The sequence below is a fragment of the Novacetimonas hansenii JCM 7643 genome (genome assembly GCF_000964405.1).
GTDB lineage: Bacteria > Pseudomonadota > Alphaproteobacteria > Acetobacterales > Acetobacteraceae > Novacetimonas > Novacetimonas hansenii.
On sequence record NZ_BANE01000097.1, the window covers coordinates 1 to 18,020 of the forward strand.

Genomic DNA, 18,020 nt, shown 5'->3' on the forward strand with positions numbered 1-18,020 from the left:
AAAAGCTTCACCAAAAACCTTTATAATTTCAGTGTGTTATCGAGCCTGACTTTTCAAACAGTCTCTAAACAGATGGCGGCGCGACCGGGGGATCGCGCCGCCTGTAACATATCCATGGTGCAAGTTGGGGGGACACCATGCATATGAAAAAGGAGCCTATACCCGATCCGGCGGCCATTTCAACCATGGCGCACCGGGCCGGGGCGATGATGGTCAGAGCTTGCCTTCGAGGAAGTCCTTCACCTTGCTGAAGAAGCCGGTGCTCTCCGGGCTGCCCTTGTCATGTCCCCCACCATCGGCCTCGAACTCCTCAAGCAGTTCACGCTGACGGCGCGTCAGGTGGCGCGGGGTTTCCACGACGACCTGAATATACATGTCGCCCCGTGCCGAAGACCGCAGGACGGAGAACCCCTTGCCACGCAGGCGGAAATTCTCGCCCGTCTGGGTGCCTGCCGGGATCTTTACCTTGGTACGTGACCCATCGACGACCGGTACCTCGATTTCCGTACCCAGCGCCGCCTGCGCCATGCGCACCGGCACACGGCAGTAAATGTTGGCCCCGTCGCGCTGGAACAGGGGATGGGCCTCCACGCTGATATGGACATACAGGTCGCCCGGCGTGACGCCTGCGCCACCGGCCTCGCCCTCGCCCGACAGGCGGATGCGTGTGCCATCCTCGACCCCTGCCGGAATCGCGACCTCCAGCGTGCGGTTCTTTTCCACCGTGCCGGTGCCATGACATGCCTTGCAGGGATTGCGGATCAGGCGACCGCTGCCATGACAGGTCGGGCAGGGACGTTCCACAAAGAAGAAGCCCTGTTGTGCGCGGACCTTGCCCGCACCATGGCAGGAGGGGCAGGTTTCTGCCGGCTGGTCCTTGTCTGCGGACCCGGTGCCGTCACAGCTTTCGCAGGTCACGCGCGTGGGGACGCTGATCTGTTTTTTAACGCCGGAGAATGCCTCTGCGAACGTGATGCTGACCTGCACCTGCAGGTCAGCCCCCGCGCGACGGCCGCCGCGACGTCCCCCCATCATGTCGCCGAACATCTGTTCAAAGATATCGCCAAGCCCGCCACCGCCGAAATCAAAGCCACCGGCACCAGGGCCGCCACCCTCGAACGCCGCATGGCCAAAGCGGTCGTAGGCCGCGCGTTTCTGATCGTCCTTCAGGACGTCATAGGCTTCGTTGATTTCCTTGAACCGGTTTTCGGACTCGGTATCGCCGGGATTACGGTCCGGGTGGTATTTCATGGCCAGCCGGCGATACGCCCTCTTGATTTCGGTGCCATCGGCATCACGGGCAACTTCCAGAACCGCGTAGTAATCAAGATTGGTGGCCATAATGGGTCCTCGGTGGAAACGGGGCCGCCCCGGGACGGGGGATGGGTGTCCCTGTTATGGGCACGGCGGAACCGTTGTCGATTGGGGTGGGGAATCCGTATCGGATTCCTGTCGGGGCTTTAAAAACAGGAAAGGCGCCCGTCTTCCACGAAGCACGGGCGCCACCTGGGACCAGGGGCGGAATGCACATGGCTTCCGCGCCCCCGTTACCGGAGTATGTATGACGCCTTGCGACGATCAGGACGATTTCTTGCTGTCGTCCACATCCTCGAAGTCGGCATCCATGACCTTTTCGCCGTTCGGGGCGGCACCCGCACCCGGCGCGGCACCTGCGGCACCCGGCGCGCCTTCTGCCTGACCGGCCTTATAGACGGCTTCACCCACCTTCATCGCAGCCTGTGTCAGGCGATCGGTCGCCGTCTTCAGGGCTTCGGCATCGCTGCCTTCAAGGGCCTTGCGGACCTCGGCAATTGCGGTTTCAGCTTCGGCCTTGTCGGCTGCCGGAACCTTGTCGCCAGCTTCGGACAGGGACTTTTCGACCTGATGGGTCAGACCTTCGGCCTGGTTGCGGGCCTCGACCTGTTCCTTCTTGATCTTGTCGGCGGCGGCATTCGCTTCCGCGTCCTTGACCATGTTTTCGATGTCGGATTCAGACAGCCCGCCGGACGCCTGGATCTTGATCTGCTGTTCTTTGCCGGTCGCCTTGTCCTTGGCGGACACGGACACGATGCCGTTGGCGTCGATGTCGAACGTCACCTCGATCTGCGGCACACCACGCGGGGCGGGCGCGATCCCGGTCAGGTCGAACGTGCCGAGCATCTTGTTGTCGGCAGCCATTTCACGTTCGCCCTGATAGACCTTGATGGTCACGGCGTTCTGGTTGTCCTCGGCCGTGGAGAAGGTCTGGCTCTTCTTCGTCGGGATCGTCGTGTTGCGATCGATCAGGCGGGTGAACACACCGCCAAGCGTCTCGATCCCCAGCGACAGCGGCGTCACGTCGAGGAGCAGGACGTCCTTCACGTCACCCTGCAGCACGGCGCCCTGTACCGCGGCGCCGATGGCCACGACTTCGTCAGGGTTCACGTTGCGGGCGGGTTCCTTTCCGAAGAACTGCTTCACCGCCTCGATGACCTTGGGCATGCGGGTCATGCCGCCGACCAGGATCACTTCGTCGATTTCACCAGCGTTGACCGACGCATCCTTCAGCGCGGCGCGGCAGGGTTCCAGCGTGCGCTGGATCAGGTCGTCAACCAGGCTTTCCAGCTTCGCGCGGGTCAGCTTCAGCACAAGGTGCTTCGGACCGGACGCATCGGCCGTGATGAACGGCAGGTTGATTTCCGTTTCCTTGGCGGAGGACAGCTCGATCTTCGCCTTTTCCGCGGCTTCTTTCAGGCGCTGCAGGGCCAGCTTGTCCTGACGCAGGTCGATGCCCTGCTCGCGCTTGAACTCATCCGCGAGGTAGGAAATGATCCGCGCGTCAAAGTCTTCACCGCCGAGGAACGTGTCGCCATTGGTGGACTTCACCTCGATCACGCCATCGGAGATTTCGAGGATCGAGACGTCGAACGTGCCACCACCAAGGTCATAGACCGCGATCGTGCCGCCGTTCTTCTTCTGCAGGCCATAGGCAAGGGCTGCTGCCGTCGGCTCGTTGATGATGCGCAGGACTTCGAGGCCCGCGATACGGCCCGCGTCCTTTGTCGCCTGACGCTGCGCGTCGTTGAAGTAGGCCGGGACCGTGATAACGGCCTGCGTCACCGTTTCACCGAGATAGGATTCAGCCGTTTCCTTCATCTTGCCCAGGATGAAGGCGGAAATCTGTGCCGGGGCATATTTCTTGCCCTGTGCCTCGACCCACGCATCGCCATTGTCGCCCTTGACGATGGCATAGGGGACAAGGTCCTTGTCCTTTGCGACGGTCGGGTCGTCAAAGCGACGGCCGATCAGGCGCTTGACCGCATACAGCGTGTTGGACGGGTTTGTGACGGCCTGACGCTTTGCCGCCTGACCCACCAGCATTTCACCATTGTCGGTGAACGCCACCATGGACGGGGTGGTGCGTGCGCCTTCGCTGTTTTCAATAACGCGGGTTTCGTCGCCTTCGCGAACCGCAACGCACGAATTGGTCGTGCCAAGGTCGATACCGATAACCTTACCCATGAATACTCTCCTTGATAGCGGCCTGCGTGGACCCGAAGCATCCGCGCAAACCCTTTGATCGTTCATTCATTTGCCAACGGGGACAGGGGACTGTCATCTTCACATCCACCCGGCGCACCCGTCAGCGTTACTTTCCGATTTAAGCAGCCCCCTGCGCCCTTTCAAGGGGGTGGGCGCCGATCAATCGGCATTTTCAGCCCGTGATATCAGGCCTGTCCCTTGGACACGACGACCATTGCAGGCTTCAGCAGGCGACCATGCAGTGTCCATGCGGGCGTCCATGCCTGCATGACGGTGCCGGCGGGGTGTTCGTCGCTGTGCTGTTCGGCCATCGCCTGGTGCTGGTTGGCGTCGAACGGCTTGCCCTGTGCATCCACGGCGACGATGCCGTTGCGTTCAAGGATGCCGATGAACGAGCGTTCGGTGCTTTCGATTCCCTCGCGCATGCTTTTGATGATGCCGTCTTCGTCCTCTGTGGGGGCGGGCAGGCTTGCAAGCGCGCGCTTGAGGTTTTCTGCGGCTTCCACCACGTCGCGGGCGAATTTCTGCGTGGCGTACTGCCGCGCATCCTCGATTTCGCGCTTGGTGCGGGTGCGCAGGTTCTGCATTTCCGCCTCTGCGCGTACCCATTTTTCACGCATGGCAGCGACTTCGGCCTCCAGCTCCGCAATGCGGTCCGGGGTTTCGGCACCGGTTTCCGTCGCGCCTTGCGCCGTGGCTTCGGCCTCGGTTGCCGCGGCGTCGTGTGGTGACTGCGTGCCCTCTGTGTGGGGCTGGTGTGCGCTGGCGCCGTATGGGGCGTCAGCGTTGGGGGTGGGGTCTGTATCGTGGGTCATGACCTATCAAGTAGGTAACGGTCGCCAGATGGACAAGGCATGACGCTCTGCACAGGCATGCCGAATTTGCGTGCCGTGCCGTCTTCGCTTTCTGCCCCGTCAGGTGCCGGGCGGCCGTCCCGTCCCTTCCTCATGTTCATCAATATGGCGCATGCCCTCATGACATGCGGGTCGATATGACGCTATGCTTCAACCGCCCCACAAGGCAAGTCCCCGACGCGCGCGCCCGGTGGCCGCAATCCGCAGATGAAGCAGAAGAGATCCTGATGGAGCCGACGAAACAGACGATCGTGCTGGTTGATGACGATCGCAACATCCTGACGTCCGTGCAGATGACGCTGGAAGCGGAAGGGTTCACCGTCCATACCTATACCGATGGTGAAAGCGCCCTGCATGGCCTGATGAGCCGTGCGGCCGATCTGGCGGTGCTCGATATCAAGATGCCGCGCATGGACGGGATGGAGCTGTTGCAGCGGCTGCGTGCGCGGTCGCAGCTTCCGGTTATCTTCCTGTCGTCCAAGGAGGTGGACCAGTTGATGGGCCTGCGGCTGGGGGCGGACGACTATATCACCAAGCCCTTTTCGCAGCGCCTCCTGCTGGAGCGTATCCGTGCGCTGCTGCGCCGTAACGAGCTGACCCGTAACGAGGCCGTGGGCGCGAACCCGGCGGGCAATATGGTGCGCGGCAACCTCTCGCTTGACGAGACGCGCCACCAGTGCCTGTGGCATGGGCGTGATATCCAGTTGACGGTAACGGAATTCCTGCTGGTCAAGGCGCTGGCCACGCGTCCTGGCCTGGTAAAGTCGCGCGATCAGTTGATTGATGCCGCATATGGCGAGAACATCTATGTCGATGACCGGACCATCGACAGCCATATCAAGCGTGTGCGCAAGAAGTTCCGGCAGGTGGATGAAGATTTCAACCAGATCGAGACGCTGTACGGCATAGGCTATCGCTATAAGGAAGAGTAGGATTTTCCCCTGAAGCGCCCGATCACCATGCCTGATATCGCCGTGCGCCTGTCCGCGTTGCGCGCGCGCCTGCGCCCCAGGGGCACGGGCGGCCGCCTGTCGGGGAACACGGCCGCTGCCGTGGCGTATATGGAGTACCGCACGCGGCTGGTCTCTCCGCTCATGCGGCGTATCTTGCTGGTCAATATGTTGCCGCTGGGGCTGCTGGCGCTGACATTGCTGTATCTGACACAGTTCCAGAACAGCCTGCTGGAGGCCGAGGTGTCGGCCCTGCGAGAGCAGGCGCGCATCTATGCCGGTGCGCTGGGGCAGAGTGCGGTGACATCCACGCGCCATGGGGTCCTGCTGGACCCTGCGCTGGCGCGTCCTTTGCTGCTGCGCCTGACGGAGCCAAGCCCAAGCGCGCGTGCCCGCCTGTTCGCCCCCGATGGCCAGCCGGTTGCCGATAGTCGTGTCGAACGGGTTGGGCGCGCCACCACACCGCCCGGTGGTACGGCGCATGACGGGATGGGGGAGGAAGACGACCATTCCCCCCTGTATCCCGAGTCCCGGAATATTGGCGAACGGCTGTATAACTGGCTGCTGTCGCAACTGCCGACCCTGTCGGGGGAGCGGATCATGACGCTTGACACCCCCGACACCGACCCATCGGTGCAGCCGGTGGCCGGGCCGAACGGCATGCGCATCATGGAAATGCCCCCCTATATCCGCCGCACCGCGCACCAGCGCCTGATGGTGACGGTGGCTGAACCCGTGATGCATGAGGGGCAGACCACGGTGGGGATCATCCAGTTGACGCGTGAGGCGCGCGACGTGGACCGTTCCCTGTTCGCCGTGCGGTCGTCCATCCTGTCGCTGTTCCTGATGGCGCTGGCGCTGACGATCCTGCTGTCATGGTATCTGTCGCTGACAATCGCGCGGCCATTGCTGCGCTTGGCGGCATCGGCGCATGTGATGCGTGAATCTTCCGGCCGGACCGATACCGTGCCCGAACGCCTGCTGTTGCGCCGTGACGAGATCGGGGAGGTGGCGCGTGCGCTTCAGGACAGCGCGAGCGCGCTGTGGGCGCGCATGGACGCCATCGAACGCTTTGCTGCCGATGTCAGCCATGAAATCAAGAACCCTCTGTCATCCATCCGGTCCGCCATTGAAACGTTGCTGCGTATCGAGGACCCCGAACGCCAGCGGCGGCTGATGATGATCATCCATGACGATGTGCGCAGGCTGGACCGGCTGATTACCGATATTTCCGATGCCAGCCGCGTTGATGCCGAACTGTCGCGTGCGCGCGCCGAACCACTGGCGGTGGTGCCGCTGTTGTCGGTTCTGGCGGAAATCCACCAGACCACGCGCCAGCCCGGACAGCCGGTCATGGGGGTCGCAAGCAGCGGCAACAGTGCCGAGCGTCCGTTGACCGTCATGGCGGTGGAGGACAGGTTGGTGCAGGTGTTGCGTAACCTGATCGGCAACGCGATTTCGTTTTCGCCCCCCGACGGGCAGATCCTGCTGAGCGCGGTTCCGGCGGGCAATATGGTGGAAATAGCCGTTGCCGATGAAGGGCCAGGCATTCCGCAGGCGAAGCTGGATAATATTTTTGACCGTTTCTATTCCGAGCGCCCGACAAGCGAGAATTTCGGACAGCATTCGGGATTGGGCCTGTCCATCAGCCGCCAGATCGTCGAGGCCCTGCGCGGGACAATCAGCGCGGAAAACAGGATTGATGCCGATGGGAAAGTTACCGGCGCAAGATTTGTCATCTGCCTGCCAAGAGTAGGTTAGATGCGATATGAATGTGCAGTCCAAGGCATGGTTTCGCAAAACCCATTGATTATAAAATGGTATATTTAATGATATGGACCTTGTGATTCTGGATGTTTCCTTTTTTCGGGAATTGTCACGGACCTCGTGCTTTGGGTTCAGGAAGAGACGCCATATTTAAAAAACATGGCGTCCGGGAATGTTTTTCACCATAGGATCACGAATGGCATTATGCCTCGTGTAACATGACGGTGGCGGGTTGTGCATCGTGTGTGGATTTTGGTGTGGGTGTGGTGCCTGATGACACGATGTCGGTAATGGCTTTGTAAATCCTGTAATACACCATGCGTCCGAAGTGCTCCCGGTCGGTCTGGTCACTTTTGTCCCTGACATAATCATCAAGTTGCAGGGGGAAAGAATTTTTTCTTTGCGTTATCAGCTCAATGATTTTCTGGTTGAACGGGATATGGGTCAGAACTGTTTCAAGTTCATTTTCCCGATTGAGGAATTTTTCCCCACCCAGCAGGATAAATAAGAAAGCCCCTTCGGGAATGCGGGATAGGATATCCTTCAGGCAGTTTTCGAAATATGATGGGTCAGGGCTGTGATAATGAAAATCTCCTGATGCGGCATTGCGGAAAATATCATCAAGGAATTTATTCTGGTCATGGTATTCTTCGCGTGAAAAATTCTCCGTCATGATGGAACGGCATTCAGGGAATGGATACCTGATGACGTTATCCTGGTATGAATATGTTGCGTACAATGCATCAACGGAAAAATTCAGCACGTACACATCAAAGGTCATATCATTGAACTGCGTTTTAAAATCTTCACGCCGATAACCAAGCTGCGATATCCATTCCAGCCGCTCATCCGTCAGTCCATAGATCGCGTCACGGAAAAGTTGTGAATGGTCAATGCGGATGCCGACACCATCGCGACAGAAATTCTGTTCTTCAACCACATGGTTCCGGCCCTGTTTCAGGTAATGGGCCAGTCCGGCAGCGTGGCAGCCCCCGCGAATATATATGCTCTTTTTATGTGTTGTGGTTTCGGTGGCGGCGTCACGTCCTTCCTGATTGATCCAGTCAATGTGGGCCGGGGAATTCACATCCGATATGACCTTACCCTGTACATGCAGGTCGGGTCTGTCCAGCGACTGGTAAACCCATTGTTCAATCCCCATCCCCAGGATGCGGCATGAAAAACAGAAATGCTCAAAATAGCTGATCCTGTTGACTGAGACGAGGGAATAGAACCCCACGATACCGTAATCACCAAATTTATCGCTTACGCGGACGAGCCCCGAATATCTGAATGCCTGCTTGATCTGTGAAAGCAGGATATCCCTGGCTTCCTGCTGGTTTTCGGGCAGGCGCTGCTTTGTAAAGTTCAGTTGGTTTGTACGGTTGATCAGTTCAATGGCACGATCAAGGTGGTTTTCGACATCATAGATGATTTCCACCTTGATGTTACTTTCTTTCAGGAAGCCTTCGATGGTGGAGAAGGTTTCTTTCTCTTCATCCCGGCTTTCAAGAATTTTGTAATGTTTCAGTCGTGACAGGACCGTATCATCCTTGCCCATCATACGTGCATCGACCAGAAGGTGGGGAATGACATGTTCATCCGCAACCTGGATTGCCGGGTTGACCGACAGCACTTCCTGAAGGTTATGGGGATTGTCATCAATGAACAGGACTGTTTCAGGACGAAGCTGTATACGCCTGATGATTTCAGAAACCCTCCCCCCTTTTGGGGACCAGTCGATGCTGGGGAATACGAAATAATCCCAGATCCCTTTTTCCTGCAGGATGCGTTGAACGGAATCTGGGTCATTTTTTGAACAAATGGAACTCATGATGCCTCTCTTGGCAAGTTCCACGACGATATTATGATGCTCATCCGAATAGGAAATGCCCCCTTCGGTCAGGGTGCCATGCCAAAATGTTTCATCAAGATCCCATATAACAAGACGAATTTCTTCAGACATAAAATTTCTCCATCAGGCGGATGACGCTTTGGCGTATTGGAGACAAAATATTGTAAATTATTCGTCAATATTTTAATAATATATGAATTTCAATATTTTTATGAACTTTTAAAGTAATATATAAACATTAATCTATGATAAAATCTGGCTTTTAAGAGTATTTGAATAATTTTTGCAGAATGTATTACAAAAAATACAGTCCTAAAATTTCCATTAAGAACCTGTTTGAAAAGATAATTCCGATAAAATATTGGAAATAGTAAAAGTTTTTGGTGAAGCTTTTTTTCAAAAAGCTTCGAAAGATGTTGCCTTTTCCGATCAGGAGGCAACATAAAAATATTTCCCTATTGTTTATCAAAAATTTGTTTTCAAACGGGTTTTTAAATTTCCTTCCCAAGAGGAAGATGGTACCAATGACCGTTTTCAAAAATTGCCGGGCTATGGGCGTCCTGATCGTTTACGATCTGCCCTTCGACCGGGGTTGGGATGTTCCTGATCTGATGTTCGGTCATAGTGGGCAGGATGACGCCCTGTTTTGCGTTCAGTCTGCCAAAAATAATGGTATCCCCCGATCCTGTCAGTTCAAGTGCATCTTCATAATGTGTCACCAGATGCATATTTCCATCATAATCACCAAACATCTTGATTCTGTTCGGATCGCTGCGGCCAAAAGAAACTGGCCCCAGTTCCCCCAGCCAGAGTGCGGGCGCACAGATATTTCCAGGGCATCCGGTATTGGCATAACGCAGGTCTATGGCAGCATTTTTATAGGCCCCCATGATCTGGAACGCACTGTCATAAAACGTATAGGCCCCAGCGCGGAGCAGGATGCCATTTCCTACCTCAAGAGTGTTGTGGCTGTCGTCTTTTTGCTGTTGTGATCCAACGAGGAGGGCAACCCTGTCATGCCCGTCGTCCGCACCGCTGGCATACAGGTCTATTTCAGCGGATTCTATTCCCCCGGCCTTTGATGACGGTAATCCGGTCTTGTCGATCACGCCTGTATTTATGCCTGAAATCTGGCTTCGTGGGCCATGGCTGTCGGTAATGGCGGGGCGGATCGCAAAAAGGTTCGCATCTGTTTTTATGGCCCCGTTATAAGAGGCGGCGGTCAACTGGCTGCTGAGGCAATAGACCTGTCCCCGATTTGCGATGCTGGCTTCGTCACAGTTTTCAGTAATCCCAAAATGGGCGTTGTAAACAGGGTTTTTCGTGGTATTCCAGTTTTTGGCAGGTGTGTTGATCGTGTAATCCACACTGACCACTGCGCCGTCGCCAGCATGATTGCCGTTTTTGGCGATGTTGAGGGTGCCGGCATAGTTGGAGATGACCGTATCACCGGTCGGTGCGGGAAAAATGCGAAAACTGTTCCCCGATGCGGCATCGCTTGCGCCATCGGATATCCAGATCTGTGTGCCCGGATACCCCGAAACGGGTGGCGTGTGATCTGTAAATGATCCTTTTGGTATCCGTAGCAGGGCCGAAGACGTAAAACTGCCCCGATAGGCGTCGAGGGAAAGGCTTTCATCACCTCCATCGAACCTGCCCCCAAAATCCAGTGGCGACAGGATATCATTGAAATGTCGTGCCATGGTACGGGATGTCATGCCGCCTGCCGTCCGTACCCGTGCCGGGCTGGCATCCCCGTCAAAGGCACCGGTCGTATCCAGTCTGGCGACGCCACCGGGTGATCCTATGTCTGTCTGTTGTACGGCGTGATCCGCATATGTTGCGATTTCACCAAGGGTCATGGGCCAGGACAGGCCGGTAACGGTATCCCGCAGGTCGAGTTTTTCCGGCGGGGTCGAGGATGTGCAACCCGGCGAAAGGGCGGTCGTATTATCCGTGCATGGGGCTGCTGGATGGCGCAGGTGGTTGGGGATGCTTTCCTGTGCGATGGCGTGCCCGATACTGAGGAACAGGAAAGCGGCCACGGTGCGTTTCAGGGGCATGGCTATCGGGCTTTCATGCTTTAAGTAAAGCATATCAAATATATTGGAGAGTTTCTGAGAAAATTTGCTGCAATTTTCATTGCATATGGATTTTCATTCACATATTCACCAAATTTTTAGTGATCTTATGATGCCATGTTGTGCATGACCTCTTTAATGAACAATTAACAAAATAAAAATAACATTGATATACACAATATTAATAATATGTTAATATGAAGTGTATTTGTTAATTACTTGTTAATAGTTGACCATATTTTACATGTATTTTATGATATTTTTATAAGATTATTGTTGCAAGGGGTGATCGCGCCATGATTCCATATTCTGTTCTTTCTCCGCTGGCTGAAGAAAGCGGAGCCAATGTAATCATCTCCAAGACACTATTCCGCTTTCTGCTTTCAGAATATCTGAAATCCCTTCCTTTTGACGAGCAGGCCTATCTTCAGACAAACCCTGATGTCGATGCGGCAGTTCATCGGGGGGAGATAAAAAGTGGTCACGAACATTTCCTTTATACCGGTTTTTTTGAAGGTCGTGATACCGGCGGGAATGAGTTTGATGAAAAATGGTATCTGAAAAACAATCCCGATGTCGTGGCATCTGTCCGTCGTGGCGACTGGACAACAGGCAAGGAACATTGGCAGGCCGTCGGTCGCGCTGAATTGCGGGCGCCAAGCCGCGCGCTGGTGCCGCTGTATGATACGTGGCGTCAGTTCCTGTTGAACAACAAGTATAAATAAAAGCAGGAGATATTCATTGCCGGGCCTGTTGCAGGGGATTCGATACCATGAATGGTGATATGGATGATTTCATAGAAGGGTCTGCCCGTCGCTATATCCTGTCCCTGTCTTCGCGGTATGATGAACTTCTGCCACCGTCACAAGATCTGGCGCTTGTGCTTGGTCGTCTGGAATATCTCCAGCGTGCGCATCCCAGCGCGCGTGACATCATGTTGGGAATTGGCCTGTGCCGTCTGGCGATTGGTGAACCGCGTGCATCGGAACCACTTGAATATCTGTCCCTGCATGCCACTTCCCCCATTGCACGTTTTTTCCTGTTGCTGACACGCCTGCGGTTTGGGGCGCATGATCGTACTTTTGGTGAACTGCGCGCATTCCTTCGTGAAGTGGCCGTTGTTTATGAACATGTTGCCTTTGTGGTTTTCAGCATCCTGTCGGGTGCGCACCGTTGTGGCGGGTGGTGCGCCATGCAACCCGATGGCCGTATTGTCATCGGGTTGGAGGATGGTACTGACAATGATGACATCAGGTGGCGCCATGACGATACCGAATATCAGGCGGAGCTGCGCTTGGTTGGGGGCTTTGGCGGATTTTCGGTCTATGAGATTACAAATTTCGAACTTCCCTCCCACCTTCCCGCCATCCATGTCCTGCATAATGGCCGGGATATGTTGGGCAGCGCTCTTGAATCCCGGACAATCTGGCGATGTGAAGGGTTTGTGGAAGGCAGTTCCGAAGGCCTGACGGGATGGTTCCGCCACCCCAATAACCTTGCATCGGTCGATCATGTGTGGGTCCGGGCTGCTGATGGTGATACCCTGCTCTTTGACGGTGTTCTTGGCGATGTCGCGACCGACTTCCTTGTCGCAGAAAAGGAGCGCACGGCATTCCTGATTCCGTGGGGCGACCTGGTCGGGGTGGAAACACCATGTGTCCGGGTCATGGATCGTTTCCAGCAGGAATTTTACGGCAGTCCGCTCGATCCCCTTGCCGGTGCGCGGTATGCGCGTGCGCAGGCGCAATGGGTGGCGCGAACATTCCCCACTGCATATTCCAAGGTCACGTCACCTGAATTCAACCAGCCCTTTCCCGCGCTGTATACGCCGCAATTCGCACAGCAGGGTCTTCCTGCCGCATGCCGTGAAGCACGTAGAAACCGGGTTGCCGTCATCATTCCGGTTTACAAAGGGTATGAAGTTACAAAAGAATGTATCGAACTGGCCCTGAAATGGCGGGGCCCGGACGAGCGGCTGGTCGTGATTAACGATTTCTCACCCGACCCCCGTATCGTCGATTTCCTTGAAACCGTCGCGGGGCAGGAGGGTATTACGGTTCTTTGCAATGCGCGTAACCGTGGATTTACTTATTCCGCCAATCGTGGTCTGCGCGAAGTCGGCGGGGATGAGGATGCGATTCTGTTGAACAGCGATACCATCCCGCCCCCGGGCTGGATTGGGAAACTGCGTGATGCCATCTATCGCGCGCCGGACATCGGAACGGCAACGCCACTGTCCAATGCCGCGACCATCTTCAGTTATCCACGCAATGATGGCAACAACCCGATCCCGTCATATGACGAGGTGGTCGAGCTTTCATCCATGCTGGAGGAAATCGGCAACGCGGAGATTGTGGAGGTTCCGACAGGTCATGGGTTTTGCATGTATATCCGCGCGGAATGCCTGCACCAGACAGGTGTCCTGCGCGAGGACGTTTTTGCCCAGGGCTATGGCGAAGAAAATGATTTCAGCCGTCGTGCTGCGTCACTGGGATGGCGGCACGTGGTATGTCTGGGCACTTATGTCGGACATGCCGAAGGACAGTCCTTCAGTGCGTTCAAGGGCGATCTTATCCGGCGTAACCTCGGGCTGCTCAATGGATTGCATCCCGGTTACGACCGCCTTGTCAATGAATGGCAGAAACGCGACCCCCTGCATCGGTTCCGGCGTGAACTTGATGTCCGCCGCCTGTCGCAGGCCGTTGCAGGGCGTCATACCGTTGCATTGATGACGCATGACCGCGAAGGGGGGGTGCATCGTTTCGTACAGGAACGCGCGCTGGCCATTGTCGAAGATGGGCGCATCCCGCTCATCATCTCCCCCTGCCCGGCCGATGCGCCAGATGGCTATCCCCGCTGGGAGGTTGTGCCTTATCTCGCCGATGATTATCCCAATATCATTCTATCGCGACGTGGGCCGGACCTTCGTGAACTTCTGCTGTCGCTCAACTGTGAAAAAATGGAAATCCACAGTTATATTGGCGCAGGAATAAAGGACATTCATTGGGTTTCCCTCTTTGGACTCGCCTATGATGTTTATCTTCATGACTATTCCTGGTTTTGCCCACAGATTACGCTTGTATCGCACAACAATCTTTATTGCGGTGAGCCCGAGGCTTCCGCTTGCGAGACCTGCGTCATGGACCGTGGCCGGGCGACGTCTGATGATACGGCATTGTCGTTATTGCGGGAACTCAGCACGGATATCCTTCGGCGGGCACGGGCAGTGATTGCATCATGTGAGGATGTGGCCACACGTTATCGCCGGCATATCGATGTCGCGATTGTCCTGGAACAGTGGGAGGCACCAGTGACAACGCAGGATATCATTTTCAGGCCCCGGCACCCCACGGATATCAGGCGTATTCTGCTGATCGGGGCAATCGGCATTGAAAAAGGATATGATATCCTGCTCAGGCTCGCGCGGTATGTTGCATCCACGGGGCTGCCGCTGCGGTTTTCAATCGTGGGGTTTACATGTGACGATTCACGGCTGCTGGAAACCGGGGTTGTGGATATTACCGGGCGTTATGCCGAAAACGAACTGACCTCACTGATACAGATGCAGCATTGTGACTGGGGCTTTCTGCCTGCCGTGTGGCCTGAAACCTGGTCCTATGTACTGACGGAGTTCTGGCGTCACAAATTCCCCGTGGTGACATTCGATATCGGTGCCCCGGCGGAACGTATCAGGATGGCAGGCGGGGGGCTTGTTATCCCGCTTCATCTGCCTGTCGCGTCGTTGGCCAACATCTTGTTGAATCCAGCGCATTTCATACAATCATGATTCATGCGGGAATTTCCCTATCTCCATTAGTACAGAACAGGTTTTCACAGGGACAGAGAGTATTGTGATGTCGATTGAGGATCTGGCCATAAAACATGACTGGGCATGTTTCAACGCGTCATGGTACAAACAGCATTATCACGCCGTCATCAGCGCATTCGACCTGCATGATGATGGCAGTATATTTCGGTTTTATAAGGATTTTGGAGAAAATCTGGGCCATTCACCCAACATGTTTTTTGACGAGGAATGGTACAGGATGGTCTATCCCGATGTCCTTTCCCTTATTGAATCCGGGAAGGTTTCATCAGGATTTGAACATTATCATCAATATGGGTGCAAAGACCGTAATCCCAACTGCTTTTTTGATGAAGAGTTCTATTGCCGGACACAGGTCTGCATGTCCCCTGAACAGCTTGAGGCACATGGGCTGCGTAATGGTTATGACCATTTCCTGAGATATGGCGCTCACGAAAAACGCGATGCATCCCTGTTCTTTTCAACGACGCTGTTTATCAGGGAAAACCCTGATTTTCTTTATGATGAACGTAACGGCATATTTGCGGCATTCCTTGAAAACGCTACGGATCATACCGTGGTCGAGCGTCGCACATCTGCGTATTTCGACCCGGAATGGTACATGCGCGCCTATCCCGATATGTCCAGGCATATAGATGAATGGCAGCATCCGCTGCGACATTATCTGGGAAATCCGTCACCAGAAGCGTTTGATCCCAACCCGTTTTTTAGCGAACGATTCTATACGCAGGGCAACCCGGACGTGACGGCGGTTATCGCGGATGGATGTTTCAGGAATGCGTATGAACATTTCATACGTTATGGGCAATATGAAGACCGTCGTCCACATGCAAGGGTAAACCTGACGTCGTATGCGCAGGACCCGGCCATTTCGGATGTTGTGGGACAGGGGAAATATCCTACCCCGTTTGCCGCCTATGCCATGCTTTATGGAAAATTCCCTGATTCAGGCGATGAATCTCACGGACCCGAAATGGTCTGCAAGCGCGCCTATCGCCGCATGTCAGAGGTTCGGACGGCGCTTTTGCTGAAGCAGTGTATGGATTTTTCATGCGACCTGCCTGAACTGAGCGTCGTGATGGTGGTTCATGACCAGTTTGCGTTTACCATGACGGCGCTTGCATCGTTGCGTGCGACCTGCGACGCGGCGATCCAGCTTATCCTTGTCGATGGGGCCTCGACAGATGAAACGATCCTGATCGAACGTCATGTCCGTGGGATCGAGGTTGTCCGGCTGTCTGAAAATGTCGGGTTCCTTGCCGGGGCCAATTTGGGTCTGGCCCGGGTGGCTGCGCCCTATGTGCTGTTCCTGAATAATGACGTGGAACTGTTGCCCGGTGCGGTGAATGCCGCCTGTGCGCGCCTGCGTCGGGACGAAAGAGCGGGCGCGGTTGGCGCGAAGCTGGTCCGTACGACCGGCGAGCTTCAGGAGGCAGGCTGTATCGTCTGGAATGACGGCACGACCTCGGGCTATCTGCGGGGGGCCTCCCCCATGTTGCCAGAGGCGAATTTCGTGCGTTCCGTTGATTTCTGCTCTGGTGCATTTCTTCTGGCACGGACCGAACTCGTCAAGGAACTCAATGGATTCGATCCATTGTTCGCCCCAGCGTACTATGAAGAAACCGACCTGTGCGTCCAGATCAGGCAGCGTGGTTTTGAGATTGTCTATGACCCTGATGTCGTTGTCCTTCATTATGAATTCGGCAGTGGCAGGCAGGATGACATTGATGCCTGCCTTGGGCGGAACATAGGAAAATTCTTCCATAAGAACCGTGATTATGTAGAGGGAAAATACCGACGTGACGAATCCAACCTGCTGAAGGCACGCTTTGCCGAATCTGGGAACAGGCGTGTTCTGTTTATCGAAGATTACCTGCCGCAGCGTGCGATCGGGGCAGGTTTCCCCCGTTCCAACGATATCGTACGCACCATGGTGGACATGCTGGGCGCACATGTCACGGTCTATCCCATTTTCCCGCCACGGTCGCAGCCCATGACGCGATATCAGGATTTTCCCGACAGGGCAGAGATCATATGGGATCGGGGGCTGGGGGATCTTGCGGCGTTTCTGCGCACCCGTGCGGGTTATTATGACATCATATGGATCGGGCGGACCCATAATGCGGATCGTCTGAAGCCCATTTTTACGGCAAGTGAGACGGCTCTGGCAGGGTGTCGGGTGGTTCTGGATACTGAAGCCCTCACGGCGTTACGCCTGCAGGGCAGGATGCAGATCATGGGGCAAACGGACTTGCCAGAGCTGGAGGGCATGCTGCGTTACGAATTGCGGAACACGGATTTCATCGACCGCTTTGTAACGGTCAGTAAAGGGGAAGCGACCTTAATCAGGGGGATTGTGGATCAGGATGTGTCCGTTCTGGGCCATATGCAGACGCCGGTTCCCCGTTCGCGCCCCTTTAGCGAACGCAGGCATTTCCTTTTTGTAGGGGCCATCCAGAACTTGGAATCCCCCAATTGGGATGGGTTGGCGTGGCTGAATGACCATGTCGTGCCCTTGCTGGATAATTTCCTGCCCGAAGACATCCGTATCAGGGTGGCCGGGTATGTTGGCAATGGCATCGACCTGTCCAGCATATTGACACATCCACGTTTTGAATTGCTGGGGGCTGTCGAAGATCTGGTGCCTCTGTATGATACACATCGTGTTTTTATTGCCCCGACACGTTTTGCGGCAGGCATACCGTACAAGATCCATGAAGCCGCGGCGCATGGTCTGCCCATTGTGGCGACCGATCTTTTGATCCAGCAGGTGGGCTGGGAACCGGGGGGCGATATCGCAGGCGCATCGGAGACGCAGCCGATGGCATTCGCAGGGAGTATGCAGCAGGTCTATACGGATGAAACGCTGTGGAATCAGCTTCGGCGTAATGCGTTACATCGCATATTCCTCGAGAACCGAGCAGATGATTATACAAGGGCCGTAACAGATATCCTGAATTTTAAAAACTGATTGTGAAGTTGGTAGATATTTTCATATCCCACGGTTTTTACTTCGTATGTAATAATAAAATCCACGCTGGATTTCCGGGAAGCCTTTTGAACAAGCATATTCTGGCAAAAGATAGCAGATAAAACCCATTATTTATCAATGGTTTAAGTCAGAGATTGTTTGAAAACAAACCATTGATAAAAAACAGGAAAAGT

10 protein-coding genes are annotated in these 18,020 nt (G+C 55.2%); 5 read left to right on the forward strand and 5 right to left on the reverse strand.

The features are described from left to right. Nucleotides 1-213: 213 nt before the first annotated feature. The 3 genes from dnaJ to B7G66_RS08020 all read right to left on the reverse strand — a co-directional run bounded on the left by dnaJ (nt 214) and on the right by B7G66_RS08020 (nt 4,337). Nucleotides 214-1,341 carry a molecular chaperone DnaJ gene (dnaJ, locus tag B7G66_RS08010; protein WP_003616848.1) on the reverse strand — a complete coding sequence of 376 codons (1,128 nt, stop codon included), beginning with the start codon at nt 1,339-1,341 and terminating at the stop codon, nt 214-216. 237 nt (nt 1,342-1,578) lie between these two features. Next, nucleotides 1,579-3,501 carry a molecular chaperone DnaK gene (gene dnaK, locus B7G66_RS08015; protein WP_003616850.1) on the reverse strand — a complete coding sequence of 641 codons (1,923 nt, stop codon included), beginning with the start codon at nt 3,499-3,501 and terminating at the stop codon, nt 1,579-1,581. A 206-nt stretch (nt 3,502-3,707) separates the two neighbouring features. Beyond that, the gene (locus B7G66_RS08020) at nt 3,708-4,337 is read right to left on the reverse strand and encodes a nucleotide exchange factor GrpE (RefSeq protein WP_003616853.1); all 630 of its coding nucleotides are present in this window, start codon (nt 4,335-4,337) and stop codon (nt 3,708-3,710) included. A 266-nt stretch (nt 4,338-4,603) separates the two neighbouring features. On the opposite strand from B7G66_RS08020, the gene B7G66_RS08025 reads away from it, so the two are divergent. After that, on the forward strand, nt 4,604-5,308 hold the full coding sequence (locus tag B7G66_RS08025) for a response regulator transcription factor (RefSeq protein WP_040511238.1): 705 nt from the start codon (nt 4,604-4,606) through the stop codon (nt 5,306-5,308). 27 nt (nt 5,309-5,335) lie between these two features. Then, a complete protein-coding gene (locus B7G66_RS08030) occupies nt 5,336-7,087 on the forward strand; it encodes a stimulus-sensing domain-containing protein (protein ID WP_003616858.1) in 1,752 nt (583 codons plus the stop codon). A 208-nt stretch (nt 7,088-7,295) separates the two neighbouring features. On the opposite strand, the gene B7G66_RS08035 is transcribed toward B7G66_RS08030, so the two are convergent. Continuing rightward, nucleotides 7,296-9,059 carry an HAD-IIIC family phosphatase gene (locus B7G66_RS08035; RefSeq protein ID WP_003616861.1) on the reverse strand — a complete coding sequence of 588 codons (1,764 nt, stop codon included), beginning with the start codon at nt 9,057-9,059 and terminating at the stop codon, nt 7,296-7,298. Between the two features lie 380 nt (nt 9,060-9,439). Continuing rightward, a complete protein-coding gene (locus tag B7G66_RS08040) occupies nt 9,440-11,011 on the reverse strand; it encodes a hypothetical protein (RefSeq protein WP_003616863.1) in 1,572 nt (523 codons plus the stop codon). A gap of 314 nt (nt 11,012-11,325) precedes the next feature. On the opposite strand from B7G66_RS08040, the gene B7G66_RS08045 reads away from it, so the two are divergent. The 3 genes from B7G66_RS08045 to B7G66_RS08055 all read left to right on the forward strand — a co-directional run bounded on the left by B7G66_RS08045 (nt 11,326) and on the right by B7G66_RS08055 (nt 17,826). Beyond that, the gene (locus B7G66_RS08045) at nt 11,326-11,754 is read left to right on the forward strand and encodes a hypothetical protein (RefSeq protein ID WP_003616865.1); all 429 of its coding nucleotides are present in this window, start codon (nt 11,326-11,328) and stop codon (nt 11,752-11,754) included. Nucleotides 11,755-11,801: 47 nt separating this feature from the next. Further along, the gene (locus B7G66_RS08050; protein ID WP_040510321.1) at nt 11,802-14,816 is read left to right on the forward strand and encodes a glycosyltransferase; all 3,015 of its coding nucleotides are present in this window, start codon (nt 11,802-11,804) and stop codon (nt 14,814-14,816) included. A 67-nt stretch (nt 14,817-14,883) separates the two neighbouring features. Further along, nucleotides 14,884-17,826: a glycosyltransferase gene (locus B7G66_RS08055; protein WP_003616869.1), complete on the forward strand. Its 2,943-nt coding sequence runs from the start codon at nt 14,884-14,886 to the stop codon at nt 17,824-17,826. Nucleotides 17,827-18,020: the final 194 nt, after the last annotated feature.